A 26103-nucleotide genomic window follows, 5' to 3' on the forward strand; every position below is an offset into this window, starting at 1 on the left:
TTTAATAGTGTTTAAAATTATTGGCCTGCTGTTCCAGTCTCTGTATTTGAGCTAATACACGAGCCAGTGTTACGTTGGCCATTTGCTTGAGGTATTCTTTTTTAGGTTGGGCGAAGAACCGCATCACAAGTTGATCTCCCACATTCACAGAAATACGCGTCATTCTACCCCTTCCCGGCACTTCTTCAATTTCAATATTCTGGGGACTCACAATTTCCCGGTTATAGTATTCTGAATAAAAATAACGGTAAAAGTCGCGTCCTGCCTTAGTAATTGTATTTTCTATCACAAGGCCGTTAATAATTACTCCGTCCTGTGGTTTGGCCTGATCTTTTGGAAGCGCTATTACCTGCTTTTCCTGTTCCTTTATCTCCTGAATAGATTCTTCTGTTATTTTAAACTCCAGCCTGTCTTTCCCAACTGGTTTATCATCCTGATCGTAAATCATAAGAAGAAGAATAATTCCCCCTTCATCACTCCTGTTGACTTGTGTTGAGGAAAGAATAACTTTTTGATTTGGCTCTAAATAGAAGCGGTTTCCCTGGTTGGATTTCGTAACGTTTCCAGCCCCATCCTTTTTGAAGAGCGTGAAATCATACCTTAAATTATGTCCCGCAGGAGTCACATTCTCGGCAGTTGCACTAAAATTTAAAAATTCACCTCTGTCTTCTACTTTAATTTTAGCTACAATCTCTTTATTGTAAAACTGCGAAAAACAACTACCGGAAAGAAGAAGCGCCACAGACACTATAAACATCTTTACAATATTTGTTTTCCTAATTCTCATATTAATTATAGCTTCTAATTATTAGTGAAGGCGTGGCATCGGTTTGTATGAACTTTAAGGATTGGGTAAGATCGTTAGCCCCATTTCTCTCAAAAACCTTGTCGTCACCCCTTTGCTCAAGTTCAAGTGAGATATTTGTTCCTGCATCGTTCACATAATCCCTAATTTGATTATTATCACCTTCCTGAAGAAGCTTAGCTATAGCTGTATTAGCTATATAATCAAGTTTAGTATAATTATACCTGCCATTCTGAGTTAGTGTAATTTCACTTGAAGTTGTTTGAGTTCGAATCTCAGCTTGATTATACTCCCCTATTTGTTTTAAAGCTACCGCATTTCCCTGTACCGTACTAAAATTAGGTTGAGTTATAGATATCCCGCCTATCAAACCATTTAAATTGGCCTCCAGTACCTTCTGATCGACTTCTTCTTCATTAATGTAAGTCTGCGCTAAAACTCCAGAGCTCATAGACAGCAGAAAGCAGGACAAAATCATTTTTATAAAAACATGAACTCTCATAATAATAAATTTATCAAATTTTATGAAAAAAGTAAACAGAAGGAATGTTTTTCCTTCTGTTTACATATAAAACACAATTATTAGTTACAGTTTCCTGTTGCACAAGGATCACTAACAGTGATAGGATCAACATAATCAGGGTTAGGAATATCCAATTGAGGTCCAAAAGAACAACCAAGGAAAGAACCTCCACCTGGACCAGCCTGGAATATATTTGCAGAGTTACCATTACCATTTTGGTAAAGATCAGCATACTGACCGTCAGTTTGGTTGATTAACCCATGGTTCTCACTTCCTGTTTGTTGAGTGATAGCATAGTTATCATCTCCCCATTGGTAGGCAGCTAAATTGTTGCTATGACCATCCTGTTCCGAAGTTATATAGTTATCATTACCCCATTGCTTCTGGTAAGCTTTATTCCCTTCTCCATCCTGGTCTATAATGGCTTCGTTGCCGTCACCATTTTGATATTGCTTAGCATAGTTATCTGACTCTGCAGGAGGCCAAGGACCATTATTACTATCAAAATCTTGTGTGATGGAAGCTGTATTGTTATCTCCATCCTGCCATTGTTCAGCATAGTTAGAATCATAATCAGGATACCATTCACCTCCTTCTTGTGAAATAGTAGCATTATTGCCTTCACCATCCTGGGATTGATAGGCGTCTGCATTATAAGAATCCAATTGCTCAATGGTTGCTACGTTAACAGCACTGCCAGCACCTTCTGCAGTTTGAGTTTGGTAAGCATCGTTATATGCTCCTTCCTGGGTAGTATAGGCCTCATTACTTCCACCATCACCATTTTGTTCAACTTTAGCCTCATTGGCATACCCATCTTGCTCTACATCAGCTAGATGACCATCTGCCGCAAATAACCTATTAGAAGTTTGAGTAATTTGTACTGCGTTTTCATCACCATCTTGATCAGAATCCGCTTCATTTTTGTCATGATCCTGGCTAATCATTGCACTGTTGTCATCACCATTTTGTAATGCATAAGCAAAATTGTCAGAACTTAAAGAACCTACAGGTGGAAATTCTAGAAGAAAATCTCCTGCTCCCTGAGTGATATTAACCCTGTTCCCTTCAGAATTTCCAGAACCTGTGCCCTGCTCACTCATGGCATTGTTACGTAAACCACTTTGAATTAAGCTAGTCTCATTTTGCCGTCCTTGTTGAATTGCCTCTGCGACATTATCGTCGGCATAACTCTGACCAAACCAATATCCATTTGGTCCCGCCTGCTGGATAAAAGCTTCATTATTGTCGTATCCCAGATCATTATACTGGGTAGCTCTAGCTGAGTTTCTTTCACCCACCTGTATAATTTGAAGTCTTTGATCTGTTCCCCACTGATCAGATTCCGCTACGTTAGCATTCACCGGTGAACCTGTTACCGGTGTAACTGCTGATGCCGCCGGCCCGGTTTGTGCAAATCCAATTGCCCCAATCATTAGCGCTGCTGCGCTTAACATAACTTTTTTCATAATAAAAATAATTTAAGGTTAAAAATTTAGTTTACACATCCTTGTTTGGGGCAAAGACATTTTCGGCACCATCAATACAGCATCTAATAATAAAAGGGGGAAATGATTGGAACTCAAAAATTGAATTCCCCTGAAAGAAGTAGTAGGGTAAATTTTTTTAATCTTTATCTCTTTCACTATGCTAATTTACTTAAAATGAATTCCCTGCCAACAGTCAGATCGACGAATCGATGAACTACAATACCTACTTCTAGGTAGTTTCAATTCAAAACAACCATTCTCCCAAGAATATCTTAAAAAGTTAAACTTATGTTAAAGAGGAAAGCGTAATTTGTTATGAGGAAAAAACTTACAAATATATAAGGTTATTAATATCTTATTCCACAAAAAGAGGCTGATTTCCACACTTTTATTGAAAAAATCCTCAGTTATCATCATACCAAAGTGAAATTTATTATTCCTCACACAGGAGAAGCAGCAAGTCAATTTTATAAATTTTAAGAAGTTATATCAAAAAGAACTATTAAAAAGATAAACAGCTATTTATCAGCACAATATAACTTTTGAAGAAGAATCGACATCTCTACATTTGATCTGTTAATCTGTATAAGAGAGAACAACATAAAAAAAGCCTGTAGAATTCATCTACAGGCTTTTACAATATTTAAAAGTGACCCCGGAGGGATTCAGCACAGCTAGTAAACACGGGGTTTAGCGGCGGCTTTGTGTCATTTTTGTGCCAAAAGCGCCTTCAATTCTTTTAAATCTCCTTCAATATTGGAGATGACGGTCTCCGGAGTTTTGGGTACCGAGTACACCGGTTTTTCTTCATGCGAGGGGTGAAGGCCCGAAGCATCATCCCTAAAGAGCCAGTTCAAATCGGCTTCAGGAAAAAAGTCAATTAGCTTCCAAATGAATTCTACCCTGGGCTTCCGGTTTCCATTGAGGTAGCTGGTCACCGAAGTAGGATTTTCTTCCATTTGCGCAGCCATCTCCTTAATCTTAAGGTTACGCTGCTTCATTAATACTCTTACTCTCTCCCCGAAATTCATTATTTAGAACAATTATAAATTAATGCACTTTTGCATTAATTTCTTTTTTTAATGCAAATATGTATTTACATTTGAAAACACATTCAAACACGCATGAACACAAAAGTAAATAAGTTAACGCAGCTATACAAAATGCAATCGCACAAAGCAGAGCGGATTGTGGAATTAATTGAAAACCACATCCCCAGGCTTTACACAGATGTGATCATAGAACGCTGCAAAAAGAATGGAATCATTGTCTCAGACAATGTTGTGAAGGATGTAAAACTATTCCGAACAAAAAACGTCCAGGTCCTTAACGTGATTCTCGAATTCGCACGCGAGAATCGAAAAGCGCAAAGGAAGCTGGAGCAACTGGCAACAGGAAATTAAATCAAATCATTATGACTTCAACAACCACATCAACAACCGCAGGCTTACGGGTGTACCCCGGCCTCCTCTGCAACTCGATCGAATTTTTTAACGGGCCCCACGGGAAATTTAAAGTGATGAGTGCCGGCAAGGTGAAGGAGTTCAAGGATGCTCCTTATTCTCACCACCTTATTCTTGACGAGGCTATTCAAAAAGAGCCCGAAACTTTTAAGATTCTCAATGAATGGTACCCGCATTCTGAACTCAAGCGGCGAATCCAATTTGGCAGCTGCAGGTTTGGTGGCCTGGACTTCACTCCAGATGTGACCGATTTCCAATTACAAGAAGGAGAATACAGTGAATGTGAGGCGCGGGATTATTGTCCCGGTGCAGGGATCTTGTGCCATGCCCCCCGGTACAAGAATGAGGAGATCTCCTTTTTTGAAGTGAAGATCCTCAAATTACTGGCCACTCATGACACCAATGAATATATCGCTTACCAGCTTAACATGCCACTGGGATCCTTTCACCTGGCAAAGAAAAACCTGTATCAAAAATTAGGAATACAAACAAAACCGGAAGCGGCCCTCATAAGCCGTGATCTCAACCTCATTTAGCCGCGGCTAAATACTACGTTCTTTCAATTACCATCACCTTTTAATAGGTGTTGTTGCTAACCTGGCCCGTTCCCCCTACGGCGGGCCTTTTTTTAAAGAGTATTAATTCAAAATCAAATATTATGACTTCAACAACTGTAAGAAAATCAACCCCTGTTTTCCCTGGAAAACCCATGGCCAAAGATGTACAGTTTCTACAGGATCTGGAGAAGATCCTTGAACCCGGCTTTGGTGCCAGGATCTATCCCGACTCTACCGGGAATGTGGTAGAAGCTAAAGTGAATACAGACCAGGCTCTTGACCAGGAGGTAATCAAAAAGCTAATCTCCCATACAGCCAAGTGGAACCTTCATATGGTACTGTCAAGATCTGGTGCCGGCCTAAAAGTTTTGTTCACCAAAGAAAATAATTAATCCCCCCGGCAATTGTTGCTGAATCCCCGTCTCCCCCTACGGCGGGGATTATAAAAAACTACAGATATGAATTTTTACAAATCAAACGTCAATCAAATTCCTAACGGCCCTGGTGGCAAGGATCTCAACTTCCTTTCAGGGGAAGAAGAAATCACCAAAGAAGAAGCTGAGAAGATCTTCAATGACTTCTTTAATAGTGACGCCGATAATTCAGCCAGGATGAAGGTAAAAGCCTGGAAGTATCTCGAGACAGGTGTTGACGTAACTCTTGGAGATGTTTGCATCTCTACAAAAAAGAAATAGTTCGAATGGTTTTGCTCCGGGTGCTTTTTGAGAAAGTAGATAAAGGGCAGGTTTGTAAGGTTAACTGTCCAAAAATGGGAAAACCACTGTAAGAAAAAGAAAAAACTCCGAACCCGGTCCACAGGAGTTTTTTACCAACAAAGGAAATTATAAAGCCAAATATATGTCAGTACAAATACGCTTACTGAAGTCCAAAATACACTTCCTGAATGCACAGATAGCGGGCTTTCATGATAGCGGCCTCTTTTCCCCCGAAGAGATTGCCGCCATGCAAGCCCCTATTCTCCCCCAAATTCAGGATCTGCAGGAAGAAATAATACGATTACAACAAAATGAAGATGAGAATGCCGGTGCCGAAGCTTTAACCCCCGAAAAGCAAGAATTATAAATGCCCTTTATCAAACCCGAAATAGTAGAAAAAGTTTTTGAAGCTTCCGATCTTGTTGAAGTGATCAAAGATTTTGTGGAGCTGAAGAAATCAGGCTCCACATGGAAAGGCCTAAGCCCCTTTGTGAGTGAAAACTCGGGTTCCTTTATGGTTTCCCCGGCCAAAAGTATCTGGAAGTGTTTCTCTTCAGGGAAGGGTGGTGGCCATGCAGTTTCTTTCTTAAAGGCAAAAGAAGGAATGTCTTATATCCAGGCAATTGAGTGGCTGGCAAAAAAGTATTCGATAGAAATTGAATATGATGACAGTCAGTATGCCAAAGAACACCTGGAGAAAGAAGAAAAGCGGGAAGAGCTGCGGCCTTTGCTGGAGTCGGTGATCAGGAAGTATGAAAAAGAATTTGAGAAGCTGCCGGCAGATCATCCTGCGAAGATCGAGGTATTTGAAAAAAGAAAGTACACGCCAGAGATTGTTGACCGGTACCGCATAGGCTACGCACCAGGGCGCAAGTTCATTTATGATTTGTGCGTCCAGAGCGGAAGGAAGGCAGACGCCATGGATCTCGGTCTTATAAGTGAGAACAATGACAAGTGGTATGACCGGGTGATCTATCCGCTTATTGATCGCAAAGGCAATTCACTTTTTCCTGTAGGTCTTGCCGGCAGGAGATTGTCTGAAGATAAGAAGTACGCCAAGTGGATGAACTCCGCCGACAGTGAGCTGTACAAAAAAGACCTTTTTTGGTACGGGATGGACAAAGCCCGTGACGAGATCTCGAAGCGTGGCGAAGCCTGGCTCGTGGAAGGTTATAATGATGTGATTGCATGGCAGGAGAATGGGATCCCCAATACCATAGCTTCCTGCGGAACTGCGATTGCCAGGAAACAAATGCGCATGCTCAAGAAGCTGTGTGATAAAATTGTTTTTTGCTTTGATCCCGACGGTGCCGGAAAGAAAGCCATGCTCAAGTACATTCCCGAATTTATTAGAATGGGCTTCCGGGTGCAAATGGTATTCTTATCCCCTAGCCTTGATCCCGATGATTTCGTTCGGTTTTGGGCTGCTTCCGTAGAAAAATATACGCTGGCAGATCTTGGTACCAATGCAGATTACCGTGACGATGGTTTTAAATTCCTGATGCAGGAGAACTTTAAAGGCAAGGATGAAGTTGACGTAGCCAAGGAAGCAAAAGAACTGGCAGGAGTTATAGCCAGGATTGAAGATGAAGCCATGCGATGGTTATATACTGAATGGCTGGCGAAAGAAAGTGGCGTAAAGATCACCCAGGTAAAGTCGTACCTGAAGATGAGTGCCGAATCAACTAAAAAAATAGTTCTTTCCCCCGAAGAGGATGAATTTTACCGTCTCCCCCCGACGGTAAAAGAACCTCTGGACAAATTACGCCCAACAATTGAAAAATATCAGCTGTTCATGGCGAACAACCAGATATGGATCCAGGGCAAAGACGGTCCGCCGTATTCCTTCAAATCGGTCAGCAATTTTTCCATAGAGATCATTCAGCACATGCAGGACGAAAAGTTTCCCATGAAGCTCGTCCGCATAAAGAATGTTCACGGCCTGCAGCGCATTTTTGACATGCAGTCCAGCGACATGAACTCTCCTATGGCTTTTGAGAATGCTGTTACCGCCCACGGAAACTTCCGCTGGAAAGGTGGCCGTAATGAACATGAATTACTGAAGACTTTTTTATTCGACGGAATGGGCACCGGTCGTAAGATCGATGTATTAGGCTGGCAGCCTGAAGGTTTTTGGGTTTGGAACAACAAGATCTCGGTTCCTTCTGGAGAAGTGATCAAGCTGGACGAGAATGGTGTATTTGAAAAAGATGAAGTGTCATACTACATCCCTTCGGCCAACACGATTTACAGATCCAACCTTTACAAGTACGAAGCGCAGAAGAAAGTAGTGAGCCTGGAGCCGAAGGTTAATTTCGAAAATTACACTTCCCAGGTATTAAAGGTTCACCGTAAGCACGGGATGACGGGAATTCTCTTTGCAGTGGCCTCTATGTTCCAGGACATCGTGGTGAGCGAGCTCAATTTCTTCCCTATGCTGTTCCTGTTTGGACCGGCATCATCAGGAAAGGATCAGCTGGCCGATGTATGCCAGAGCTTTTTCGGATTTCCGCAAACGGCGATCAACCTTGAAGGAGGTGTGAGTACCATCAAAGCCCAGGTGCGGGAATTTGCACAGTTCAGCAATACGATTTCGCAGCTTTCAGAATATAAGAACGGTGATCCAAAGCTCGACGGTGTTCTCAAAGGACTTTGGGACAGGAGGGGATATAAGCGCGGAAACATCGACAGCCACGTAGGAACCGAATCTATTCCGATTCTTTCTGCAGTACTCATGACAGGAAACTATGCGCCCGACCAGGAAGCATTGATCACCCGGTTCATTTGGGAATTCATGGACAAGACTACGTTCAATGACGAGGAGATCAAGGACTACGAGAAGTTGAGCGACATGACGAAGAAAGGGATCTCTGCTTTTACAGATGAATTTTTGAAGCACAGGGCGGCCGTAAAAAATAATTTCAAATATAAATTCCGGGAATTTAAAGCTACGCTGGGGCAAAGACGGCCAGATGCAGTGAGCAGGATGGTGGCCAACCTCTCTGTACTGGGAACATTCTACCAAATGTTTGCCAACATCATGCCCTTCACCTTTACTCACCAGGATATGATGGTGCATTTTGAGAAGACCATCGACATGCAAATGAATAAGATGGACAGCGCGAGCACGATCAACCGCTGGTGGGATTGCTTCCTTGCTTCTATGCGTGGAACTCTAGCCGATCAAATTCGGGTGGGGCGTGACTTTAAGATCTCGGGCGATAAGCTGTATTTCAATTTCACCAGCTGCTATAACAGGGTATCGAGACAGTGGTATACGCAGTACAGGGATAACGCACCGGCAAAAGGAGTGATGATGGATAGCCTCAAGAAAGACAGCTCCTGGATAGAAGATGTAAAAGGTACCAGGATGGCACCAGGGAAAGATTCGAAGAGCACCAGCGCCTATGTGGTGAACATACAGGAGATCCCAATTAAGGACGAGATCAAGTTCGCAATTGACTTCCAGCTCAACGAGAATAGCCTTTTCGCTAACCCTCAGGATGAAGATCAAGAGAAAATGTCTTTCTCCCCTGCCACCCCTGGAAACAAAAATATTAATAAGGATGGTGACGAATTGCCCTTTTGAGTTTCAAACGTTTCAACACCTTTTGTAAAGTATTAAGAATGAAAAAGTTAAGTATTAAAAAAGGGTGTTGAAAAGGTGTTGGAAGTGTTTGAACCTGTTTGAACCTGTTTTGAGTTTCAAACACAATCAACACCTTTTTCGAGATAAAACACTGAAAATCAACGCTGTTGAAGTGTTGAAACACAAAACACGATTTCACTATAACGCGCGAGCACTTAAAAAAAAATCCATGGCAGTATTAAAACTGGTTGAATTTAGAAAAGCGGTACCGGCAGATCTTAAAAGCGACAGCCGAAACCTGAAGATTGGGCAAACCTACGCGGTTACCCAGGACAACGGCCAAACCGTTGACGGCATTTTCTCAATAAGAGGAGATGAAGATCCATTCATTCTTAAACATTACCTGGAGAATGAAATGCTGCTGGTTCCAATGAACGATCCCAGCTTTTCTGAATGGATCAATAATAAGCAGGAGCAGGAATCTGTGGACAATGAACATTTTTCAACTAGCAAATAACAGTAACAATGAAAAGAAAATTTACAAGAAACGGCGAAACTCCATCCAAATTCCAATGCACAAAAAGGAAATGTAAGTGGGAAGGCAAAGAGGAAGAAAAAGGAAAGAAGCAAGATGGCGACTGGACGGTAATGGTCTGTCCAAAATGCGGTAACGAAGAATTTTACGGCCTTATCTAAATACTCAATTCTAAAATCTAATATCTATTAATTATGAAAAAAATCTTCACCCTCGTTTCCCGCATTGAAGTCGGCGCCCTTGGAACCCTTTTACTTGGTCTCATCTTCCTGGCTGTTCACGTGATCTACTTTGCCTTTAAAGTGTATGGCCTCCTGCCAATGTTCTACGGAATTATTTTCCTGGTGATCATCGCCAACATGGTTTTAAGTTGGCGTGCCAGGCACCGGTGAAGGAACTGCCGGCAGCATGAATAATAATCTAACAACCAACTAATGAAGCAGCATAACGTGACGCCTGCAGGCGGAAACGTATCACATGAAGACAATATGAGAATGATGAAGAGATACATCCGGGAACAAAAAGCCATGAAAGAACCGGCGCCGGAAAAACTTAAAAAAGCAGTTTAATCATGAAATACAACCCAATAGAAATCGCACTTATCATTGGATCGTGTCACACCCGGGAGGAAGTTTGGGAAGCCTGTTCCCGTTTTTGTTATCTCATTCTTAATGCAGGTCAAAAACACATGTACCTAATCTCTAAACTGGCCAAAAAGAGAGAGCAGCAATTAAATGAAAAACTCAATTGATATGATAGAACTTTTTACAGAAAGATACTTTGAGATCTTAATAGGAATTGGGGTTGGAGCTACAATTTATGGCGCCATGTACTATGTGGCCAGCCGCTGCTTCGATGACGATGATCCTGATATGCACTGGAGGGATGGCCAACAATAAATAATTATTAATAATCAAATTTTAAAACTATGACTACATCAAATTCAATGCGAGAAATTGGCAGGCAGATAAAGAAGCTTCTGCCTCCAGATCATCAATTCACAGTGGTGATATTTCCAAAATCAGGGAAAGGTTTTGGCACATACATCTCCTCGGCCCCCATGGAAGAATCTGCCATGGCCATGAGGGAAACAGCCGGCAAGCTTGAGCGCCGGGAACTATTACCAACTCTTGAAAATAACTAATCTATGGCAATCAAACCTATATTATTCAGCACTCCTATGGTACAGGCCATAATGGAAGATCGAAAAACTCAAACCAGAAGAATTAAAGGTTTGGAATCCAAAAATGAATTTCCGGATGCATGGAACCGAAAGGGAGATCCCAGGAAAACCACAAACAGATTTTGGGATCATACTAAAGAAAAAAATCCAAACCCTATTGCAGTGGAATTTGGATTTCATCATAATGATTTTCCAGAAGGTGATATTGCTTATATGAAGGCAAAAGTTAAACCTGGAGATATCCTTTGGGTTAGGGAAACGTGGGTTCCAACCAGGTTCGACTATATGGATATGCTTAAGCGAGGCATTACTCATTTTATCAAGTATAAAGCTGACAATGATTTTGATCCTAAAAAAGAATTGGTTGGCCGTCCCTGGAAGCCTTCCATCCACATGCCTAAAGCCGCCTGCAGGATCTTTCTGGAAGTTACAAATGTGAGAGTGGAAAGACTGCAGGATATTTCTGAAGTGGATGCTATTGCTGAAGGATTAGAAAGGCATAGTACAGCTTTCAAGAATTATATGGTTGATCTGAAAGACGAATTTCCCATTTACAATTTTCACGATCCCGTAAATTCATTTAACTCCCTCTGGCAATCCATCAACGGAAAAGATTCCTGGAAATCAAACCCGTGGGTATGGGTCTACGATTTCAAGCGAACCGAGAAACCCGCAAATTTCCTGAAATGAGAAAGACCCTTTTGATATTGATATTGTTACCGGGTTTCTGTTTTGCCCAGGTGAACTGGTTTGAAAAGGAAACTTTCTTTTTTGCCTCCACAGAAATAGATGTCAAAAATGCCTTTTTTGAAGGGACAGTAAATCCCCGGGCATACGATGGCATGTTCAATTTTGGATATAGAAATCGCAGTTTCCAGGCACAGGCCACTTATGAGAATTTCAAGGCTATAGATTTTTATTCTTTCGGGATCAAAGTTGGTCATGTTTTTAATCATGAGCGGGTTTGGAACTACCTCCTGCTTGGCGGCTTTGAATTGATACAGCGCAATGTTCCCTGGTTACATGAGGTGCTGCACTTCTCTGCAAGTGTCTCTGGCCAGCTGGAGTACCACTACAAGAACTTTTTTGTCCTCCTGCGGCTGGAAGGCCGCCTAAGATCAGATATCGATAAGCTTAAGGGATCGGGATCTGGAGGAATAGGATATAAATTTTAATCACCTAAAAAATTAAATCATGAAAAAACTGACTTCAAAATGTTGTGGTACCGCGGTGACATCTGTTGGGCGCACAACGCAGCATGCTGTTTGCCTTAACTGCCATAAGCCTTGTGATGTGGTTGTGTCAATTGACAGTGGCGGCGGTTCCATTGGCGGTACAGATCCTAACCTTAATATCCATTAGCCATGCCTAAAATTCAAAGCCATACCGTAATAGATGTTACTCCGGAGAAATTCCTCAATGCCTGTGACAGTACAGAGCTTCATGAAGTGGAGCTCCTGTTGTTTTCTCCCAGGTATCGGGATAAAATGGATAAGTGGGATAGTGGAGATCCAGGCGAGGAGTATGATGAACAATCAGGTCTGCCCATGGCCGGCCCGATTCCCCGGGAGTTGATCGATAGTTTTAAAGAGCGAACCTGTCACCAGTGCGGCTGTACAGATGATAACTGCCTGCAGTGTATGGAGAAGACCGGCGAACCCTGTCACTGGGTTGCCGAGAACCTATGCAGCGCCTGCGCTGAAAATGCTAATCCTGTAAAAGAGTAATTATGGCGTATTTCTCAAATGGTTCAGAAGGGATGGTATTCGATGGAGAATGCAGTTCCTGTAAATACGGTGACAAGGCTTGCCCCATAGCTCTTGTGCAAATGGTGCACAATTATTCAGCGTGCAACAATGAGGAGGCTAGTAAGATTTTGGACAGTTTAGTTTCCAATGATGGTAAATGCTCTATGAAGCAAGAGTTTAAAGAGGATTTTGAAGTAGTAGAGGATCCTAATCAACTTAAATTATTTGAAGTATAAATTTAAAACCTTCCAAAAATGCCAAAAAAGTATATGACCTCAGGAAATTTAATGCGTAAGATGATGGGAAAATGCAAAGCCATTCTTCCTCCGGGATTTGGTTGTACAATCCTGGTTTATCCTCATTATGATAAAGGGATTGCCAATTACATCAGTGATTCTGAAAGAAGCGACATGATCAAGCATTTGCGCAGTACAGCCGATAGGCTTGAAAAGAATCAGGATTTCCCAACTCCGGAAAATAATTAGAAGACATGAGCTCACCATTACACGTAGTACTCTCCACAGGATCTGCTGAAGCGAAATTATTCTTCGGTGTTGCTCAGCACGCTGCAGAATTCGTGGAAAGCAACTATGAACGCCGCCGTCGCTTTAGGCCCAGCTTTATCATATACCAGGAAACTTTATACACTCATCCCCTGGTTAGGTTTAAGGTAGGTGATGCGGAGGACTGTTTTTTTCGCTGCTATGAAGAATTAAGTAATGAAGAATTCGACTGCCTCTTCTACATGATCCTGGAGGAGAACGAGGCATTTGAAAAAACAAAGGACCTGGCAAAAAAAGCTGCTGATTCTTCAGATCATATGGCAGATGCTATGGCTTATACTATTCGCGCACACATGCAAAATCCTCTTGCAGTGAGTGGTCTCGAGAAGCGGCTTATCGATAATCTAAATATTCCAGGACTGGAGACTGCTTTACGGGAAGCCGTAAAAAGGGAAAATTTTGAAGCTGCAGCGTATATAAGAGATCGGGTTATGGAACAGGGACATATCATCTTTGATGATGGTGGCCGGCTGATTGTTCGGCTACCACAGAGCGCCGCACGCCAGACTCATTAAATTTTAGTAAAAGATGTATTATTTAGCCAATCAAAAATACAGTTATGGGATTATTCAGTAACCCAAAATGCCCGCGATGCGGAGGTAAAACAGTAAAAACAAACGCGTCCTTTCCTTATCCTCAATACAGATGTAATAGTTGTGTTCGAGAAAACAACCAGAAACGAAAGGATGAAAAAAGAATTAAAGAACTCGAAGATCGCCTGAGGCGTTTAGAAGGTAATTTGCGCTAACGAACGTCTGTAAATGTCCGTTTTAATGGCATTTACAAGATGTTAGCAAATCGGTTTAACTATAACTTAGAAAAAATATGAAAATACATTTAAGAAAAAATAGATTACCCGCTTGTTCCTCACCAAACTTTGAAGGTGTGGATTATAGGCCGATTTATACTGAATATGAATTTTCGAAGATAAATGAAACCTTGAGGTGTAAAAAATGTACAAAAATATTCAAAAGTAAAAACCTTATGACTAGATATAAGAAAATAGAAAATCCTGACGGAACTTGGTCTTTATACAACCAAACCGACAAGATTTTTCACTTAGAGAACAAAAGCAAAAAAGAGGTTGATGAATTGAAAGATTTCATTGACAAAAAAAAGAAGAAGCGAAAATGCACTTAAAAACGGTAATCGCTAACTGTTTGCTAACATACAAATAAACGTACCACCTCGATCCAATACCGCCCCTCCAGGCGGTTTTTTTATGGCCAAAGCTGAGATACTTCCTGTTAGATTTTCCACAAAAATAACCTGTCACACGAATCCCAGATTTCCCCACTTATGTTTGGAGGGTAATTAATACCCCAAATTGTGAATACCTTAAAAATCTTTACTCTAAAGATTTACTGCAACCTAATCCTACTAGGTTACAGGGAGCTCTCCTGGACAGAAAGGTTCTTGAGTGCTGTTAAATCTTTTCTAGCATTTTCTCCCATAGCTTTTATACTTGGCGCAGTACACGCCTGGTACATTGCAAATGAACATTTCTTCTATGCGGTTATCGTCCTGGTGATCATCAATATGATCTTTGGAGGCCGCATGCACTGGAAGAAAAAGAATTTTGATATCAGGCTATTCCTCAATAAAACTTCAGAAATGATCATAAGCCTCACGCTCATTTACCTGGGCCTTGAGATGATCATAAGCCATGGCGGTGAGAATGCTGTGACTTCGGGTTTTAGAGCTGCACTCCAAATGACTTCCCTTCTTTACCCTTTCAGCAAAATTGCCAAGAACGTGCATATCCTTTCTAAAGGGAAATACCCGCCGGAATGGATCATGAAAAAACTTTTTGATTTTGAAAAGACCGGTGATCTCAAAGATTTTTTAGACGCTCCAAAATCCCCACAGCCATGAATCCATACTTCAAAAAAGCATTTATCGAGTTAATAGGAATTGAAGGCGGCTACGTCAATGATCCTACAGATCGTGGAGGAGAAACCAAATACGGAATCTCCAAAAGATCCTATCCTCACCTGGATATCAAGAACCTTACGCTTCAGCAAGCAGAGGAGATCTACTACAGGGATTTCTGGAAGGCTAATGGCCTGGACAATATTATTAAATACGAATTAGCCCTGGAGCTGTTCGACACCGGTGTTAACATGGGCGTTGGTGTTGCTCCGCGGTTCCTCCAGGAGGCACTGAACCTCATGAACAGGAATCAGCGGGATTTTCCAGATCTCGTTGTGGACGGAAAAATAGGTCCGGTTTCCATTGCAGCCTATAAAAAAGTAGATGACAGGATCCTGCTTAAGGTTTTGAACGGACTTCAATTCAGGAGGTATGTAGAAATCTGTGAAAAGAGACCCGACCAGGAGAAGTATTTCAATGGTTGGATGAAAAGAGTTTGAAAAAAATGAAAGGGCTTACCCGATTATGAATCCTTAGTTATCGCTAATGTAGGCCGCTGTAATGCGTTGAGTCAAAGGGGTGCGGGTAAGCAGATACAGTCATATTCACCCCAAATTACGGCAAGATTGACGGCCCGGAAAGACGGGCTTTTAAAACATCATGATATGTTAAAACGATTCTATTTTCATATAGCTATAGTGGTCATTGCTCTGATGGTTTTTGCCTATGCTTTTTTCTCTATGTACCAAATATGTCAAAAATGAAAACAGCTAACACAATTCCCGGGATCTGTTCAATTACCTGTCCTCCCTCGCAGCCTTGCCCCTGCGGAAACCGGAAGTATCCAATTGTAAAACCTTCAAGCAAAAAAGATGAAGATTAATCTGCAGCTCATTCTAATTGTGGCCGTGATCCTGCTCACAGCAGCTACCGGTTACATGGCATTTGAACTTGTCCAGGAGAAAACAGAACGTAAATCTCTTGAGGCTTCCCAAAAAATCCTTGAGGCCGATTTTGCTTCACAGCAAAAAGCTATTGAAAATAAGCTGGATTCCTTAAAGACTGAAGATCACTACCTCAATGAACATATCGCAGATGTGAAGTTTGAGCTGGCAGATCTTGATAAAAAACTCACCATTGAAAAATCCAAGAGAGATGAAAAAGACGCTCGTGTTCATCGTACTAATAATGCTGACAGCCTCCGAAGTATGGTCACAAGACGATACGAAAGATAAGAGGCCAATAGTTTTCCCTTTTTGGATGGTGCAGGAAATAGAATTGGATCTCAATGAGCTGGACTACCTGAGGGCAGAAAGTACAGTGAACACTTTAAAACTGAAAAAGCACCAGGAGTTGGTTGAATCTTATGAAACCAGGATTGGGAAGAAGGATGTTCAAATTGAGCTACTCGAAAGGCTGGCTAACAATTATAAGGTGCAATATGAAGCCAAGAAAGCCCAGAAGAATCCCCGTTACAGTATTGAAGATCTGGGCCTTGATATGCTAAAGTTTGGCGCCGGTGCCCTGGCTATGTTACTCTTCCTGGTTACCCGTTAAAAACCTGTCACACGCTAAACCGCACCCTCAGTATACTTTAGCTCAAAACCAAGAATTATGAAGGTTAATGCCCTTTTACAGGATCTATTTCGCGCACAGTGGCTCATTGATGTTCACAGCATTGCAGGCTTTGCGCCTATAGTGCAAAAGATCATCAATGGAGAAGAGCTCGTCCTGGGCAATAATGGAGTTCATAAGACTCTAATCGCCAGTGATGGGAGTGTGATTGTCAATACAAATGCAATCCTCACCCTCGTAGATAAGAATGGCCGCCGGGTGGCCAGGAATGAAGAAGGCGGTTATGAAGGCATTCCAAAAGGAACTGTGGCCCATGTGTACATGATGGGAGCCGTAATGAAATACGGCGACTGGTGTACTTACGGTGCAGATGAGATCGTAAATGCAATGCGGTTCGCAAATGAAAACGAGAACATTAAGGGAATCGTCTTTCATGTTGATGGTCCCGGAGGGGCTGTATCTGCAATTGGACCATTCCTTCAGTTTGCCAAAGAGAAGAAAAAGCCGGTGATAGGTTTGGCCGATGCCGCCATGAGTTTACACTACTGGGCACTTGTAGTTGTGTGCGACTGGATCATTGCAGATAACGACGTTTCTGCCAGGTTTGGCAGTGTAGGAGTTGTCTCCAGCTTCGTAGATACCAAAGAGGTTTATGAAAAGCTTGGCTACAAGTTTCACGAGATCTACCCTGTAGAAAGTCCTCATAAGAATGAAGCCTTTCGCCTGGCGCTGGAAGGTAAGTACGACATGATAAGGGAGGAACATCTCGCGCCAACAGCTAAAAAATTTCAGGCTGCTGTGAGACTTGGAAGACCGGGACTTATAGAGGAAGTTGGAGTACTTACCGGGAAAACCTTTGATGCAGATAAATCCCTTGAATATAAAATGATCGATGCTATTGGTAGCCTCCAGGATGCCCTGGCGTATATCGATATCATGCTTGATCTTAAAAATTTTACCCAATCTAAATACTAATTAAAAACCCCAAACACCATGTGGAAAAAGATGGCGACTACCGTCGCATTTTTAATGAGTTACCTAGGCATTTCGGAAATCCCGACAGCTGAAGGTAAGGTCAACTTTAAAGATGACCAGCACGCCCAGCTAAAAAAAGTACTGGGAGATGAAAAAGCCCAGCAAGTTGTTGACGCCCTCAACAAAGAACTGGCAGATGTTGCTAAGGAGAATGCCGATAATAAGGATCTCCAGGCTCGTGAAGCCGAGCTCAAAAAAGTAAGAGCTGAAGTCGAGGCTATGTTAAATGAAACTTCCCTCTCTAATGAAGAAAAGGAGAAGCTTCTGGACGGCAGCGAAAAATCTGCAGATGGAGACATCAATGCAAGCCTTAATGCTTTAAAGGCTGCTCAAAAGAAGCAGAATGAAATGATCAAAAAATTGATGGCAGATCCTGAAGGAGACTCTCCGGCGGCTGTTGTAAAAAAGAACATCCTAGATATGAAGCACAGTTCTACCCACTTGTTTGGGACAGGAAAACAATGGGATGCGTTTGACAAGCGTCCATGGAATGCCAGGTTAAAAGACGGTGGCATGAAAGCCACAGATTTTAATGATTCTGGTACTATTCCATTACTTCAGGATGACATGGATCATTTTGTTCGTGAGAATCCGCAGGTTATAGAAAGCCTGTTCAATGATTTCGCTGAGCTTCCATCCCAGTGGTCCAGAAGAACCGGAGTACTTGACAGAACTTCTTCAGGAAGAATCATCGCAGATGAGATCGTACAGGGTAGAAAGAAAGGTTGGGCTCCTAAGAACAACTTTAAAATCGCTGCCGAAGAAGGAAGAGTTTTCCGTAAGAAAATCGACATCACCTTTGACGGGTACGAACTTCAGGAAATTGAAAATACCTGGGTTGGACAGATCTACAACAAAGATGGATCTCACCCCTGGAAAATGTCATTTATCGGCTTCCTTCTTACAGAGCTTGTTAAACAACAGAAGCTGGACGATAGAATTGCACAGATCAACGGGATCTATGCCAAGACTCCAGATGGAGAAGGTAAAGCCGGTGCTGCTGTAAACTCTCAAAACGGTCTTTTATACCTGTACTGGATGTATCGTGACGTATTGAAGAAATACCGTCCATTCCATTTAGGAGAAGTTACTGAGGCTAATATTGTGGATTATGTTGATACCCTTATCAAGTCTATCCCAGAGGTTGACAGGAAGCGTCCAGGACTGGAGCTGCAGATCTCTACAGAGAAACTTGGATGGTACCGTAAGAAAGCGGGGATTCTTTATCAAATGCACTTGAGCGATGATGAAGGAAGAACGATTTACAACAAAAATCACCCTGTGAATTTCCCTAACATCATCTTCCAGGAGATCATAGACATGACCAACACTTCCTTTATGGCTGTTACCCAGTCTAAGAACGTGGAGATCATGGACTACAAGACTTCCGAAAAGACAAGGTTCACGCTTACTCACGAGAAGAGAGAAACTAACATTTTTGCCGACTACAGGCTGGGGATCCGTCTTCAGTTCGTTGGAACAAAATTGTTGCCTGGTGAACCTGCAGGTTTTGAGAAGCAGGTGGTTTGGAGTAATGATGTGCCAATCTTTGACTCATCTGTTACCGTTCCCGGGTTCGATCTTGGAAATGGAATCCTTGAAGTGAACTACACCAATGTGAAGATCGATGAAGATTTCAAAACAGATATCGCTGCGATTGAAGGAGCCAAGCAGGGACAGGTATTGAGAATTACCGGCAACACCAAACTGGCCGCTGTCAACAACATTAAGAATAATGAAAATATTCTTCTTGCTGGTGGTGCAGATTTCAACATGAAATCTGGTGGAACTCTTACCCTTTATGTGCAGCCTGATGGCAAGCTTAAAGAATTGAAGAGAACTACAGAACCTGAAGTTTCTTCTGCCCAGGCTGAAGGTCAATTTGCAGATACTATTATAGATGCAAAATCTTCCAGTGAGTTCTACTACGTAGGTGCTGCAAGTGCATCTCTTGATGAGATCATCAATGGTGTAGATAACAAGATGATCAAGATCCACGGTAGCGATGCCGCTGGTGTGAGCTTTACTGTTGCAAACGTGGCAGGAAATGTAAGTGTTACTGCAAATGCGGTACTGGCCACTAAAACCGATGTCATAGAGTTGGTAAGACTTGACGGCGTATGGACCGAGGTAAGCAGAACCATAGCTGCAGTTTAATTAAAACTCTAAAAGAAATATGAGAGCAATAAAAAGTGTGCCCGCACCGCAGAGAAGATCTGCGGGGGCACCTACCCCCAAAGATCCCGATCTGGTACTTATCAAGACCAGTGACATTTTAGCCTGGCCTGCGCCAGATGCCGGCGGCGTTAACCTGCTTGGAAACTACGTGACCAAGCCTGGTGCCACAATGCACAAATTGTATTCTACTCCTTCAAAAATCGGCTCTGGTTTTGAATCTGAAGGAGATGAGGATGCAGTAGGCGTAATGCAAAAAGTTGATGCCAGCCACCCTGGTAACAGCGTGGAAATCCGTGAATTCATTCTTGCCGCTTTGGGTGAAAGCTTTATCATACTGCAGGGAACCTGCAGGGATGATAATAAAACGGTATATGGAACCAAATGTTCGCCAATGAAGCTGAAGCCAACATTTGCAGATAATTCAGACGGCACTACGCACACCTTTGTTTTTGAGCAGTATATGAGGACCGACCAGGTTCCTTATAACTATACAGGTGCCATGACCTTTGATGCTCCTTTTGCGGTGGCAGATGAAAATCTACCATTACTTGAGGCTAATGGTACTGCCTACCAGCTTCCTGCCTTTGCAGATGAGCTTGGTACTGCCCTTGATGTTGCATCCCTTGATCTTGCTCATGGAAGTGTGGTGAGTATCATTGGAGGCGGTGGAGCTGAACCTGCGGTACTTTCCGGAGGTCCTGCTACAGGAGCTGCGAATGTAGAAGTCATCCTTAAAGAAGGAACTGACTGGACTGCACTACAAAATGCTACAATTTCCCTCGAGGTATTTGTGGCCGGTGCAACAACCTACTTGATAGAGAGATCCCGAAGCTAGGACTTTCATTTATGTGTTGGCAACCCTGCTTTCCTGCCCCGGAAAGCAGGGTTTTTTGTTTGTCACACCATAAGAAAGTTGCAATTGCAATATTTACCATTCACAGTAAATAACTAACACTTATTAAAATGAAAGAAAAAGTCACAGAATTCCTGGGGAATCTTCCAAAAACAGGCTCCGAGCAGTTCAACAAAGCCCTGGAACTTTACCGCAAATCGAAAAATCATACTGCCTCAAATGTGAGGTTTATGAATGAAATGGGTTTCTCCCCCGAGCGCCTGGAGATACTTCTCTATGAACTCAAGAAGCTTCATAACATCACAGATCTTGAAGTGGCGAAAGCAAGGAGGAGAGAGAAAGTGGTAAAGCTGGAGCATAAAAATGACAGTAATGAAGTCTTTGCAAAAACTGTCATGGAATTCGAAATCGAAAAGGAATCTGAGGAGCTAGTAGAAGAACTTGCTGAAAATATTAGGGCTTTTTTTGGAGTTGAGAAAGAGGATTCAGGTGTACCCAGCAAGGATTTAATTCAAAATTTTCAGGAATTCCTAAAGAAGGAAAAAGAAGTTAACCCATCTGAATTTTCCCAATTACTGGTAGATCTTAAATCTTCGATAGCAGACGCAACACAGCCTGATGATTCCGAAGAAATTGGCGCTGCGCTGGATGCTGCTGATGCTGAGTTAACTGCTGATATAAACCCTGGTGCTCAAGAAACTTCAGAAGCAACTAATGACAGTAAGGCTGTCACCCTTGAAAATACTAATGAAGTTCCTTCACCAGAACCATTGCCAAATTCAGAAGAGGATCCAGTTGAGCACAAAATGTCTCCGGAAGAGATCGACGAGCAGGCTAAAGGTGCCGCTGCTGAAAAGGAAAAATTCCTGAAACAAGATCTTGCCGATTTTGATGTGGAAGCTGAAAAATACAATGGTATCAAATCTTTTGCTGCTGTACTTTCAGATTACATCAATGAGGATCCTAAGGATCAAAAAAGCGAAACGCTGAAGGCTTTTATCCTGGACGCAAAAAAAAAGTATCTGGAGAGCTAGTAAGAAACTCCTCCTTTAGGGAGGAATTTCCATTTCTGGACAAAGAGGATTGCCCCGATGAATTCAAGATCCTGGTAGCCGATAAACTTTCGGCCCACAGGAAATTCGAGAAACTTCATGAAGAGCTCACAGAGCGGGTGAAAAACGGGCAGCCAATTACCCAGAAGGATTTTCCGCAGATCGAAGCAGCGGCAAAAAGTTTTCAGCTTAACCAGGCAATTTTTGATGAGCTGAACTACTACGGTGAGTTTGGAGAAGTACTGGGGAAGCATCCTAAACTGTGGAAGTTGAAGCTGGAACAAGATGTAAGTCTTTATGATGAACTCGAGGCATTTAGCCGTAGAGCCACACTTAGGGCTAATATCTCCAGGGACAATAAGAAGCTTGAGAAAATGAAGCCGGGCCCCGGGAAAGATGAATTTGCGAAAAAGATAGAGCGCTATGTGCTGGAGCGGGATCTTATAGATTCCAAATTTGATTTTAAACGAAGGAAAAAATAATGGCAAAAAACAGGTTTTTTGATCTTTCGGCTATTAAGGATCCTACCCCTGTGGAAGATCCTGAACGTCATTACAAATCGAAATTTTTGCTGGCTCATTTTGAGAATGTGAATAAGCTGGAGGGAAATCTCAAGCGACTCCCCAGTGAGGAGGAGTTTTTCTTCCTGCAAACAAACAATTCGTTTAATGCTTTCACTTTTATCCCCTTCGTCTGTAAATACGTGACAGTGCGCCGGCTTTTTGCCAGCACGTACAGTATTAGCCGAAAGGTGATAGAAGCATTAATGGAATTGCAGCGCACGGGCCTTGTGGGTGAAATAACTCTTTTGATTTCAGATTCCATGGTAAAGCGTAATCCAATGACCATTGATGTGTTATTGGCTGTAGCGGCCACGAATGGAAATCTTAAAGTGTTATTCGGCTGGAACCATTCCAAAGTCTGTCTCCTGGAAGCCTCCCCCAGCCCCTCCAAAGGAGGAGAGTCTCAATACTTTGTCATTGAGGGATCGGGTAACTGGGCAGACAATGCACAAATGGAGCAGTACACCTTTGCAAACTGCAAGGGACTCTATGATTTCAGGATGGATCTTTTTGCCCCGGAGAAAGCCAGGCAAATTGCTGCCGGTGGACATTTGGAAAAAGTGATCAGTAGGCAGTGATCAGTAGGCAGTAACAATTAAAAAATTAAAGCTATGCACACAGTTATTTTGGTTTCAATCATTGGTACCCTCGCCCTTTTGATGTTCAGGTTCTACTCGGGCGCAGAGCTAATTTGCTTTTTCATCTTCCTGGTCTGCACAATTGTGGTCCTGGTGAGTTTGATCTCGCTTGGAGAATACAAATTAGCCTTATTTCCTGCTGCAGCTTTAAGCGCAGCTGTAATTAGAATGTGGCAGTCATACAAACGATTTCAAGAATGATCACACAGATAGCTATAATGATATTTGGAGCTTCGGCCATTTGGTTCGTAAGCAGAAAGGAAGAATGGAAGCGATGGGGATATATCCTCGGGCTTCTTGGTCAACCGTTTTGGATACATGAATCCTCCACCAATGAGCAATGGGGAATTTTTATCATGACGATCTTTTACACTTATTCGTGGAGTCAAGGGGTTATTAACTACTGGATTCTACCGTGGATCAAAAGATCCACTGAAAAAAGAATTAAGAAAGAAGCTCTAGGAGTATGTAAAAAAAGGAGCTGGTAATGCCTGAAGATGTAAGACTTTCCCAGGAGGAATTTGAACAAATAGAAGATCTGGCCGCATGCAATTACTCTCCCGAGCAAATTGCAAAGTACCTGGATATTCCTAAGGCTGATTTTATGGCCGCCTGGTACAATCACCGGCACCCGGTGAGACATCATTACGATCGTGGCCAGCTGGTAGCAGATGCAGAGATCAATCAAAAATCCCTGGAGACTGCAAAAGCCGGGAATCTTACGGCGATGCAGCAATACCAGAAAAACAGGGAGACTGTTCACGTAGAGAATCTAAAGAAACAGATCCTTTTTGCGGGTGAAAATCTTGATGACTACGAATGAAAAAGGCACTGCAGAAATATAAAGATATTCAGGACATCGACCTGGACGCAATCTATGATTTTATAGATAATGGGGACCGGAGCCGGGCTCCCCAGGAGGTTGTAGATTATCTGGATCTCATGGACAAAATTAGGGCGATGCATCTACGCATTGACCGTTACGGCAGTAAAGATGCGATCGTAAACCACTTGATGAAAGTGGAAGGCCTTTCCCGGTACCTGGCAGGCAAGGCTTATAACCAGTCCATGGAATATTTTTATGCAGATAATGATATTTCCAAGGAAGCCTGGAGAAATATCCTGGCGCAGCGCATGGAGAAAAATATTTCTATAGCACAGCAGCTGGTGAAAGATGTTGCAGATACATCAAAGGTAAACAAGATGTATATCGAAATGGCGCAGGCGCTTGGTCTTCACCTTCCGGATCCTGAGCCGGTACCCGAGGGAGCATATGCGCGGCCAACAAAGATCTATACCCTTTCCATGGAAGATCTTGGCCGGGTACCACAGCCAAAGAAAGAGCTGCGTGATTTCATTATGCAGCTGCCCGAAGTTTCTGAGAAAGTAAAACAAATGGCATTGCAGGAAGCACTCCTGGAACCGATGCAAATATTCCCCGACGAGAATGAGGATCCCCGAAAGTCTTAAGCAAGCCAAAGATGCCGAATTGCGGTACGGAAGCTGGGCAAAACAGACCATTGATATAGTTTCCCCTAAGATCCTTATCGCCCTGGCCGGACGTGGTACTGCAAAAACCACAGATATTGTTGCTGAGCGCGCCATAGATGTTGTTCATGACATGCCCAGGGCTTATTCTGCTTTTGTAGCCAATACCTATGATGATGCCGTGAGGAACATTGCTCCCTCCATGATCGAGGGATGGATAAGAAAAGGCTGGAAAGAAGGGCTGCATTACGTGACCGATGAGCGGCCTCCAAAGAAATGGGACCAGCCATTTAAGCCGCCAATGACTTACAAGCATACCATTTCTACTTTTAATGGCCATTTCTTCAACATAGGCAGTTTGGCGCAGCCTTCATCCCTTGCCGGTAACTCCTATCAGCATTTATTCGTCGATGAAGCCAAGAACTGCAACTTTGATAAGCTAAAGAAATTATTTCCTGCCTTGCGTGGTGATTTTACGGTTTTTGGTCATTCTCCTTATTTCCTGGGCATGACAATCACCAGTGACATGCCCCGCGTGGGAGATGGGGAGCACGACTGGATCCTCAATTACGAGAAGGAAATGGATAAGGAGCGGGTTCTTGCTGCCCTGCAGGCGGGAATGGAGCTCAACCAGATCAAAATTAAACTGATCAAGGCCCGTAAGCAGAGGAATAAAGCCAGGATAAAAAGCCTTTCGAATCAATACATGATGTGGTATGAGCTATGGGTGAGATCCCGAATGGATCTTACCATGTTCATGACTGTTTCCACATTTGCCAATGCAGAGATCCTCCGGAAGGTTTATTTTGAAAATGCGCTGCTTTCCCTGGGCATTGAAGAATTTAAAAGTGCAATCCTTTCTTTAAAAGCAGAGCTGCGTGCCGGCGAAAAATTCTATCTCAACCTGGGCGAACATCATTTTTATGATGATGGCCTTTTAATCGAATATTACCAGGACAATTATAAGCTCACAGATAAAATTGGAATAGGAAGTTCTCAGGGACTTCGATATATCCAGCACAACAAACCATTGGAGTGCGGGGTGGACTTCGGAAACCAGTGTTCTATGGTTCTGGGACAGCCAGAGGGGCGCTATTACAATCTTTTGAAGGATATGCATACCATTGCCCCGGAATCGAGTAAGGAGCTGGCAAAACAGTTCCTGGACTTCTTCAAAGGCCACAAAAAGAAAGTGCTCGATATGTATTACGACCGCTCAGGGAATCAATACCAGCAGGTAAAGAGAGACTGGGCTACAGAAATTAAGGATCATATCGAGAAATACGATGGATTTTCTACCGGCTGGACGGTAAATCTTAAATCCCGGAACCAGAAGACCATCACCCAGGAACAGGAATATTCCTTTGCCAAAAAACTGCTGGGCGAATATTACCTTCCGCTTCCAATTATTAGAATAGATAAGTACCAGTGCAAGCATTTAAAAAGTTCCCTGGAGCTAACTAAGATCAAAATGTCCAAGGACAGGAATGGATCCAGTAAGCTTGAAAAGGATAAGAGCTCCGAAAAGAAACTCCAGCTGAAGAATCTCCCCATGTTCTCCACAAACTTCAGCGACGCCTTTAAATACTTGATCTATCGCCCTGACTGGGTTCGCATTGCCGATAAAAAAGACGGAGGCGCGCTGGTGCTTCCGGAAGTGGTATAATTTCGGTGAGC

40 protein-coding genes are annotated in these 26103 nt (G+C 42.6%); 36 read left to right on the forward strand and 4 right to left on the reverse strand.

The features are described from left to right. Position 1: 1 nt before the first annotated feature. The 4 genes from ACQ93I_RS08810 to ACQ93I_RS08825 all read right to left on the reverse strand — a co-directional run bounded on the left by ACQ93I_RS08810 (position 2) and on the right by ACQ93I_RS08825 (position 3819). On the reverse strand, positions 2 to 757 hold the full coding sequence (locus ACQ93I_RS08810; RefSeq protein ID WP_431698168.1) for a CsgE family curli-type amyloid fiber assembly protein: 756 nt from the start codon (positions 755 to 757) through the stop codon (positions 2 to 4). A 31-nt stretch (positions 758 to 788) separates the two neighbouring features. After that, positions 789 to 1307: a hypothetical protein gene (locus ACQ93I_RS08815; RefSeq protein ID WP_345599236.1), complete on the reverse strand. Its 519-nt coding sequence runs from the start codon at positions 1305 to 1307 to the stop codon at positions 789 to 791. An 80-nt stretch (positions 1308 to 1387) separates the two neighbouring features. Beyond that, complete coding sequence (locus ACQ93I_RS08820) at positions 1388 to 2797, reverse strand: hypothetical protein (protein WP_431698169.1); 1410 nt, start codon at positions 2795 to 2797, stop codon at positions 1388 to 1390. Positions 2798 to 3525: 728 nt separating this feature from the next. Continuing rightward, on the reverse strand, positions 3526 to 3819 hold the full coding sequence (locus tag ACQ93I_RS08825) for a helix-turn-helix domain-containing protein (RefSeq protein ID WP_431698170.1): 294 nt from the start codon (positions 3817 to 3819) through the stop codon (positions 3526 to 3528). Between the two features lie 123 nt (positions 3820 to 3942). Between ACQ93I_RS08825 and ACQ93I_RS08830 the strand changes: the two genes are divergently transcribed. From ACQ93I_RS08830 to ACQ93I_RS09005, 36 genes are all read left to right on the forward strand, one after another. Then, positions 3943 to 4221: a hypothetical protein gene (locus tag ACQ93I_RS08830; RefSeq protein WP_431698171.1), complete on the forward strand. Its 279-nt coding sequence runs from the start codon at positions 3943 to 3945 to the stop codon at positions 4219 to 4221. 11 nt (positions 4222 to 4232) lie between these two features. Then, a complete protein-coding gene (locus tag ACQ93I_RS08835; protein ID WP_431698172.1) occupies positions 4233 to 4817 on the forward strand; it encodes a hypothetical protein in 585 nt (194 codons plus the stop codon). A gap of 122 nt (positions 4818 to 4939) precedes the next feature. Then, positions 4940 to 5230 carry a hypothetical protein gene (locus ACQ93I_RS08840; RefSeq protein WP_431698173.1) on the forward strand — a complete coding sequence of 97 codons (291 nt, stop codon included), beginning with the start codon at positions 4940 to 4942 and terminating at the stop codon, positions 5228 to 5230. Positions 5231 to 5296: 66 nt separating this feature from the next. Next, complete coding sequence (locus ACQ93I_RS08845) at positions 5297 to 5533, forward strand: hypothetical protein (protein ID WP_431698174.1); 237 nt, start codon at positions 5297 to 5299, stop codon at positions 5531 to 5533. A gap of 163 nt (positions 5534 to 5696) precedes the next feature. Beyond that, on the forward strand, positions 5697 to 5921 hold the full coding sequence (locus ACQ93I_RS08850; RefSeq protein WP_431698175.1) for a FlxA-like family protein: 225 nt from the start codon (positions 5697 to 5699) through the stop codon (positions 5919 to 5921). Continuing rightward, a complete protein-coding gene (gene dnaG / locus ACQ93I_RS08855; protein WP_431698176.1) occupies positions 5922 to 9143 on the forward strand; it encodes a DNA primase in 3222 nt (1073 codons plus the stop codon). It abuts the gene before it with no gap. Between the two features lie 229 nt (positions 9144 to 9372). Next, a complete protein-coding gene (locus ACQ93I_RS08860; RefSeq protein ID WP_431698177.1) occupies positions 9373 to 9660 on the forward strand; it encodes a hypothetical protein in 288 nt (95 codons plus the stop codon). Between the two features lie 8 nt (positions 9661 to 9668). After that, entirely contained in the window at positions 9669 to 9839 is a 171-nt protein-coding gene (locus tag ACQ93I_RS08865) for a hypothetical protein (RefSeq protein ID WP_431698178.1), read from the forward strand. A 33-nt stretch (positions 9840 to 9872) separates the two neighbouring features. Beyond that, entirely contained in the window at positions 9873 to 10070 is a 198-nt protein-coding gene (locus ACQ93I_RS08870; RefSeq protein WP_431698179.1) for a hypothetical protein, read from the forward strand. A 42-nt stretch (positions 10071 to 10112) separates the two neighbouring features. Then, entirely contained in the window at positions 10113 to 10247 is a 135-nt protein-coding gene (locus ACQ93I_RS08875) for a hypothetical protein (protein ID WP_431698180.1), read from the forward strand. A gap of 2 nt (positions 10248 to 10249) precedes the next feature. Further along, entirely contained in the window at positions 10250 to 10429 is a 180-nt protein-coding gene (locus tag ACQ93I_RS08880) for a hypothetical protein (RefSeq protein ID WP_431698181.1), read from the forward strand. A gap of 1 nt (position 10430) precedes the next feature. After that, complete coding sequence (locus ACQ93I_RS08885) at positions 10431 to 10577, forward strand: hypothetical protein (RefSeq protein WP_431698182.1); 147 nt, start codon at positions 10431 to 10433, stop codon at positions 10575 to 10577. Between the two features lie 29 nt (positions 10578 to 10606). Further along, positions 10607 to 10822, forward strand: coding sequence for a hypothetical protein (locus tag ACQ93I_RS08890; RefSeq protein WP_431698183.1), 216 nt, complete (start codon positions 10607 to 10609; stop codon positions 10820 to 10822). A gap of 3 nt (positions 10823 to 10825) precedes the next feature. After that, positions 10826 to 11551, forward strand: coding sequence for a hypothetical protein (locus tag ACQ93I_RS08895; protein ID WP_431698184.1), 726 nt, complete (start codon positions 10826 to 10828; stop codon positions 11549 to 11551). Further along, positions 11548 to 12036, forward strand: coding sequence for a hypothetical protein (locus tag ACQ93I_RS08900; RefSeq protein ID WP_431698185.1), 489 nt, complete (start codon positions 11548 to 11550; stop codon positions 12034 to 12036). Before ACQ93I_RS08895 ends, ACQ93I_RS08900 begins: the two co-directional genes overlap by 4 nt. Before the next feature lie 19 nt (positions 12037 to 12055). Further along, on the forward strand, positions 12056 to 12223 hold the full coding sequence (locus tag ACQ93I_RS08905) for a hypothetical protein (RefSeq protein WP_431698186.1): 168 nt from the start codon (positions 12056 to 12058) through the stop codon (positions 12221 to 12223). A 2-nt stretch (positions 12224 to 12225) separates the two neighbouring features. Next, positions 12226 to 12588 carry a hypothetical protein gene (locus ACQ93I_RS08910; RefSeq protein ID WP_431698187.1) on the forward strand — a complete coding sequence of 121 codons (363 nt, stop codon included), beginning with the start codon at positions 12226 to 12228 and terminating at the stop codon, positions 12586 to 12588. Between the two features lie 2 nt (positions 12589 to 12590). Continuing rightward, positions 12591 to 12845 carry a hypothetical protein gene (locus ACQ93I_RS08915; protein WP_431698188.1) on the forward strand — a complete coding sequence of 85 codons (255 nt, stop codon included), beginning with the start codon at positions 12591 to 12593 and terminating at the stop codon, positions 12843 to 12845. A gap of 18 nt (positions 12846 to 12863) precedes the next feature. Then, positions 12864 to 13094, forward strand: coding sequence for a hypothetical protein (locus tag ACQ93I_RS08920; protein ID WP_431698189.1), 231 nt, complete (start codon positions 12864 to 12866; stop codon positions 13092 to 13094). 5 nt (positions 13095 to 13099) lie between these two features. Further along, a complete protein-coding gene (locus tag ACQ93I_RS08925) occupies positions 13100 to 13687 on the forward strand; it encodes a UvrB/UvrC motif-containing protein (protein WP_431698190.1) in 588 nt (195 codons plus the stop codon). 310 nt (positions 13688 to 13997) lie between these two features. Beyond that, positions 13998 to 14312 carry a hypothetical protein gene (locus tag ACQ93I_RS08930; protein WP_431698191.1) on the forward strand — a complete coding sequence of 105 codons (315 nt, stop codon included), beginning with the start codon at positions 13998 to 14000 and terminating at the stop codon, positions 14310 to 14312. A gap of 189 nt (positions 14313 to 14501) precedes the next feature. Then, positions 14502 to 15047 (forward strand): hypothetical protein, encoded by a 546-nt coding sequence (locus tag ACQ93I_RS08935; protein ID WP_431698192.1) that lies wholly within the window; start codon positions 14502 to 14504, stop codon positions 15045 to 15047. Continuing rightward, positions 15044 to 15544, forward strand: a complete 501-nt coding sequence (locus ACQ93I_RS08940; RefSeq protein ID WP_431698193.1) for a glycoside hydrolase family 108 protein — start codon at positions 15044 to 15046, stop codon at positions 15542 to 15544. The genes ACQ93I_RS08935 and ACQ93I_RS08940 overlap by 4 nt, the downstream gene beginning before the upstream one ends. Positions 15545 to 15916: 372 nt before the next feature. Continuing rightward, positions 15917 to 16279, forward strand: a complete 363-nt coding sequence (locus ACQ93I_RS08945) for a hypothetical protein (RefSeq protein ID WP_431698194.1) — start codon at positions 15917 to 15919, stop codon at positions 16277 to 16279. Next, positions 16200 to 16601 (forward strand): hypothetical protein, encoded by a 402-nt coding sequence (locus ACQ93I_RS08950; RefSeq protein WP_431698195.1) that lies wholly within the window; start codon positions 16200 to 16202, stop codon positions 16599 to 16601. The genes ACQ93I_RS08945 and ACQ93I_RS08950 overlap by 80 nt, the downstream gene beginning before the upstream one ends. Before the next feature lie 57 nt (positions 16602 to 16658). Beyond that, positions 16659 to 17594 carry a S49 family peptidase gene (locus ACQ93I_RS08955; RefSeq protein WP_431698196.1) on the forward strand — a complete coding sequence of 312 codons (936 nt, stop codon included), beginning with the start codon at positions 16659 to 16661 and terminating at the stop codon, positions 17592 to 17594. A gap of 18 nt (positions 17595 to 17612) precedes the next feature. Next, positions 17613 to 19811 carry a hypothetical protein gene (locus ACQ93I_RS08960; RefSeq protein WP_431698197.1) on the forward strand — a complete coding sequence of 733 codons (2199 nt, stop codon included), beginning with the start codon at positions 17613 to 17615 and terminating at the stop codon, positions 19809 to 19811. A gap of 19 nt (positions 19812 to 19830) precedes the next feature. Beyond that, positions 19831 to 20667 carry a hypothetical protein gene (locus tag ACQ93I_RS08965; RefSeq protein WP_431698198.1) on the forward strand — a complete coding sequence of 279 codons (837 nt, stop codon included), beginning with the start codon at positions 19831 to 19833 and terminating at the stop codon, positions 20665 to 20667. 128 nt (positions 20668 to 20795) lie between these two features. Beyond that, entirely contained in the window at positions 20796 to 21719 is a 924-nt protein-coding gene (locus ACQ93I_RS08970) for a hypothetical protein (protein ID WP_431698199.1), read from the forward strand. Positions 21720 to 21856: 137 nt separating this feature from the next. Beyond that, positions 21857 to 22219 carry a hypothetical protein gene (locus tag ACQ93I_RS08975; RefSeq protein WP_431698200.1) on the forward strand — a complete coding sequence of 121 codons (363 nt, stop codon included), beginning with the start codon at positions 21857 to 21859 and terminating at the stop codon, positions 22217 to 22219. Further along, the gene (locus tag ACQ93I_RS08980; protein ID WP_431698201.1) at positions 22219 to 22878 is read left to right on the forward strand and encodes a hypothetical protein; all 660 of its coding nucleotides are present in this window, start codon (positions 22219 to 22221) and stop codon (positions 22876 to 22878) included. Before ACQ93I_RS08975 ends, ACQ93I_RS08980 begins: the two co-directional genes overlap by 1 nt. Before the next feature lie 33 nt (positions 22879 to 22911). Then, positions 22912 to 23139, forward strand: coding sequence for a hypothetical protein (locus tag ACQ93I_RS08985; RefSeq protein ID WP_431698202.1), 228 nt, complete (start codon positions 22912 to 22914; stop codon positions 23137 to 23139). Then, positions 23136 to 23426, forward strand: coding sequence for a hypothetical protein (locus ACQ93I_RS08990; RefSeq protein ID WP_431698203.1), 291 nt, complete (start codon positions 23136 to 23138; stop codon positions 23424 to 23426). Before ACQ93I_RS08985 ends, ACQ93I_RS08990 begins: the two co-directional genes overlap by 4 nt. Continuing rightward, positions 23426 to 23761 (forward strand): hypothetical protein, encoded by a 336-nt coding sequence (locus ACQ93I_RS08995; protein WP_431698204.1) that lies wholly within the window; start codon positions 23426 to 23428, stop codon positions 23759 to 23761. The genes ACQ93I_RS08990 and ACQ93I_RS08995 overlap by 1 nt, the downstream gene beginning before the upstream one ends. Further along, positions 23758 to 24408, forward strand: a complete 651-nt coding sequence (locus ACQ93I_RS09000; protein WP_431698205.1) for a hypothetical protein — start codon at positions 23758 to 23760, stop codon at positions 24406 to 24408. The genes ACQ93I_RS08995 and ACQ93I_RS09000 overlap by 4 nt, the downstream gene beginning before the upstream one ends. After that, positions 24386 to 26092 (forward strand): hypothetical protein, encoded by a 1707-nt coding sequence (locus ACQ93I_RS09005; protein ID WP_431698206.1) that lies wholly within the window; start codon positions 24386 to 24388, stop codon positions 26090 to 26092. Before ACQ93I_RS09000 ends, ACQ93I_RS09005 begins: the two co-directional genes overlap by 23 nt. Positions 26093 to 26103: the final 11 nt, after the last annotated feature.

Origin of the sequence: Salinimicrobium sp. WS361, assembly GCF_050750585.1 — a bacterium.
Lineage (GTDB): Bacteria > Bacteroidota > Bacteroidia > Flavobacteriales > Flavobacteriaceae > Salinimicrobium.

Coding starts and splice junctions, on each gene's coding strand:
- ACQ93I_RS08820 (WP_431698169.1), bottom strand. CDS start 2,797: ATGAAAAAAGTTATGTTAAGCGCAGCAGCGCTAATGATTGGGGCAATT.
- ACQ93I_RS08865 (WP_431698178.1), top strand. CDS start 9,669: ATGAAAAGAAAATTTACAAGAAACGGCGAAACTCCATCCAAATTCCAA.
- ACQ93I_RS08870 (WP_431698179.1), top strand. CDS start 9,873: ATGAAAAAAATCTTCACCCTCGTTTCCCGCATTGAAGTCGGCGCCCTT.
- ACQ93I_RS08835 (WP_431698172.1), top strand. CDS start 4,233: ATGACTTCAACAACCACATCAACAACCGCAGGCTTACGGGTGTACCCC.
- ACQ93I_RS08885 (WP_431698182.1), top strand. CDS start 10,431: ATGATAGAACTTTTTACAGAAAGATACTTTGAGATCTTAATAGGAATT.
- ACQ93I_RS08880 (WP_431698181.1), top strand. CDS start 10,250: ATGAAATACAACCCAATAGAAATCGCACTTATCATTGGATCGTGTCAC.
- ACQ93I_RS08940 (WP_431698193.1), top strand. CDS start 15,044: ATGAATCCATACTTCAAAAAAGCATTTATCGAGTTAATAGGAATTGAA.
- ACQ93I_RS09005 (WP_431698206.1), top strand. CDS start 24,386: ATGAGGATCCCCGAAAGTCTTAAGCAAGCCAAAGATGCCGAATTGCGG.
- ACQ93I_RS08850 (WP_431698175.1), top strand. CDS start 5,697: ATGTCAGTACAAATACGCTTACTGAAGTCCAAAATACACTTCCTGAAT.
- ACQ93I_RS08840 (WP_431698173.1), top strand. CDS start 4,940: ATGACTTCAACAACTGTAAGAAAATCAACCCCTGTTTTCCCTGGAAAA.
- ACQ93I_RS08990 (WP_431698203.1), top strand. CDS start 23,136: ATGATCACACAGATAGCTATAATGATATTTGGAGCTTCGGCCATTTGG.
- ACQ93I_RS08960 (WP_431698197.1), top strand. CDS start 17,613: ATGTGGAAAAAGATGGCGACTACCGTCGCATTTTTAATGAGTTACCTA.
- ACQ93I_RS08860 (WP_431698177.1), top strand. CDS start 9,373: ATGGCAGTATTAAAACTGGTTGAATTTAGAAAAGCGGTACCGGCAGAT.
- ACQ93I_RS08970 (WP_431698199.1), top strand. CDS start 20,796: ATGAAAGAAAAAGTCACAGAATTCCTGGGGAATCTTCCAAAAACAGGC.
- ACQ93I_RS08995 (WP_431698204.1), top strand. CDS start 23,426: ATGCCTGAAGATGTAAGACTTTCCCAGGAGGAATTTGAACAAATAGAA.
- ACQ93I_RS08845 (WP_431698174.1), top strand. CDS start 5,297: ATGAATTTTTACAAATCAAACGTCAATCAAATTCCTAACGGCCCTGGT.
- ACQ93I_RS08980 (WP_431698201.1), top strand. CDS start 22,219: ATGGCAAAAAACAGGTTTTTTGATCTTTCGGCTATTAAGGATCCTACC.
- ACQ93I_RS08875 (WP_431698180.1), top strand. CDS start 10,113: ATGAAGCAGCATAACGTGACGCCTGCAGGCGGAAACGTATCACATGAA.
- ACQ93I_RS08830 (WP_431698171.1), top strand. CDS start 3,943: ATGAACACAAAAGTAAATAAGTTAACGCAGCTATACAAAATGCAATCG.
- ACQ93I_RS08945 (WP_431698194.1), top strand. CDS start 15,917: ATGAAGATTAATCTGCAGCTCATTCTAATTGTGGCCGTGATCCTGCTC.
- ACQ93I_RS08900 (WP_431698185.1), top strand. CDS start 11,548: ATGAGAAAGACCCTTTTGATATTGATATTGTTACCGGGTTTCTGTTTT.
- ACQ93I_RS08985 (WP_431698202.1), top strand. CDS start 22,912: ATGCACACAGTTATTTTGGTTTCAATCATTGGTACCCTCGCCCTTTTG.
- ACQ93I_RS08910 (WP_431698187.1), top strand. CDS start 12,226: ATGCCTAAAATTCAAAGCCATACCGTAATAGATGTTACTCCGGAGAAA.
- ACQ93I_RS08925 (WP_431698190.1), top strand. CDS start 13,100: ATGAGCTCACCATTACACGTAGTACTCTCCACAGGATCTGCTGAAGCG.
- ACQ93I_RS08895 (WP_431698184.1), top strand. CDS start 10,826: ATGGCAATCAAACCTATATTATTCAGCACTCCTATGGTACAGGCCATA.
- ACQ93I_RS09000 (WP_431698205.1), top strand. CDS start 23,758: ATGAAAAAGGCACTGCAGAAATATAAAGATATTCAGGACATCGACCTG.
- ACQ93I_RS08890 (WP_431698183.1), top strand. CDS start 10,607: ATGACTACATCAAATTCAATGCGAGAAATTGGCAGGCAGATAAAGAAG.
- ACQ93I_RS08950 (WP_431698195.1), top strand. CDS start 16,200: ATGAAAAAGACGCTCGTGTTCATCGTACTAATAATGCTGACAGCCTCC.
- ACQ93I_RS08905 (WP_431698186.1), top strand. CDS start 12,056: ATGAAAAAACTGACTTCAAAATGTTGTGGTACCGCGGTGACATCTGTT.
- ACQ93I_RS08965 (WP_431698198.1), top strand. CDS start 19,831: ATGAGAGCAATAAAAAGTGTGCCCGCACCGCAGAGAAGATCTGCGGGG.
- ACQ93I_RS08920 (WP_431698189.1), top strand. CDS start 12,864: ATGCCAAAAAAGTATATGACCTCAGGAAATTTAATGCGTAAGATGATG.
- ACQ93I_RS08915 (WP_431698188.1), top strand. CDS start 12,591: ATGGCGTATTTCTCAAATGGTTCAGAAGGGATGGTATTCGATGGAGAA.
- dnaG (WP_431698176.1), top strand. CDS start 5,922: ATGCCCTTTATCAAACCCGAAATAGTAGAAAAAGTTTTTGAAGCTTCC.
- ACQ93I_RS08815 (WP_345599236.1), bottom strand. CDS start 1,307: ATGAGAGTTCATGTTTTTATAAAAATGATTTTGTCCTGCTTTCTGCTG.
- ACQ93I_RS08810 (WP_431698168.1), bottom strand. CDS start 757: ATGTTTATAGTGTCTGTGGCGCTTCTTCTTTCCGGTAGTTGTTTTTCG.
- ACQ93I_RS08955 (WP_431698196.1), top strand. CDS start 16,659: ATGAAGGTTAATGCCCTTTTACAGGATCTATTTCGCGCACAGTGGCTC.
- ACQ93I_RS08825 (WP_431698170.1), bottom strand. CDS start 3,819: ATGAAGCAGCGTAACCTTAAGATTAAGGAGATGGCTGCGCAAATGGAA.
- ACQ93I_RS08930 (WP_431698191.1), top strand. CDS start 13,998: ATGAAAATACATTTAAGAAAAAATAGATTACCCGCTTGTTCCTCACCA.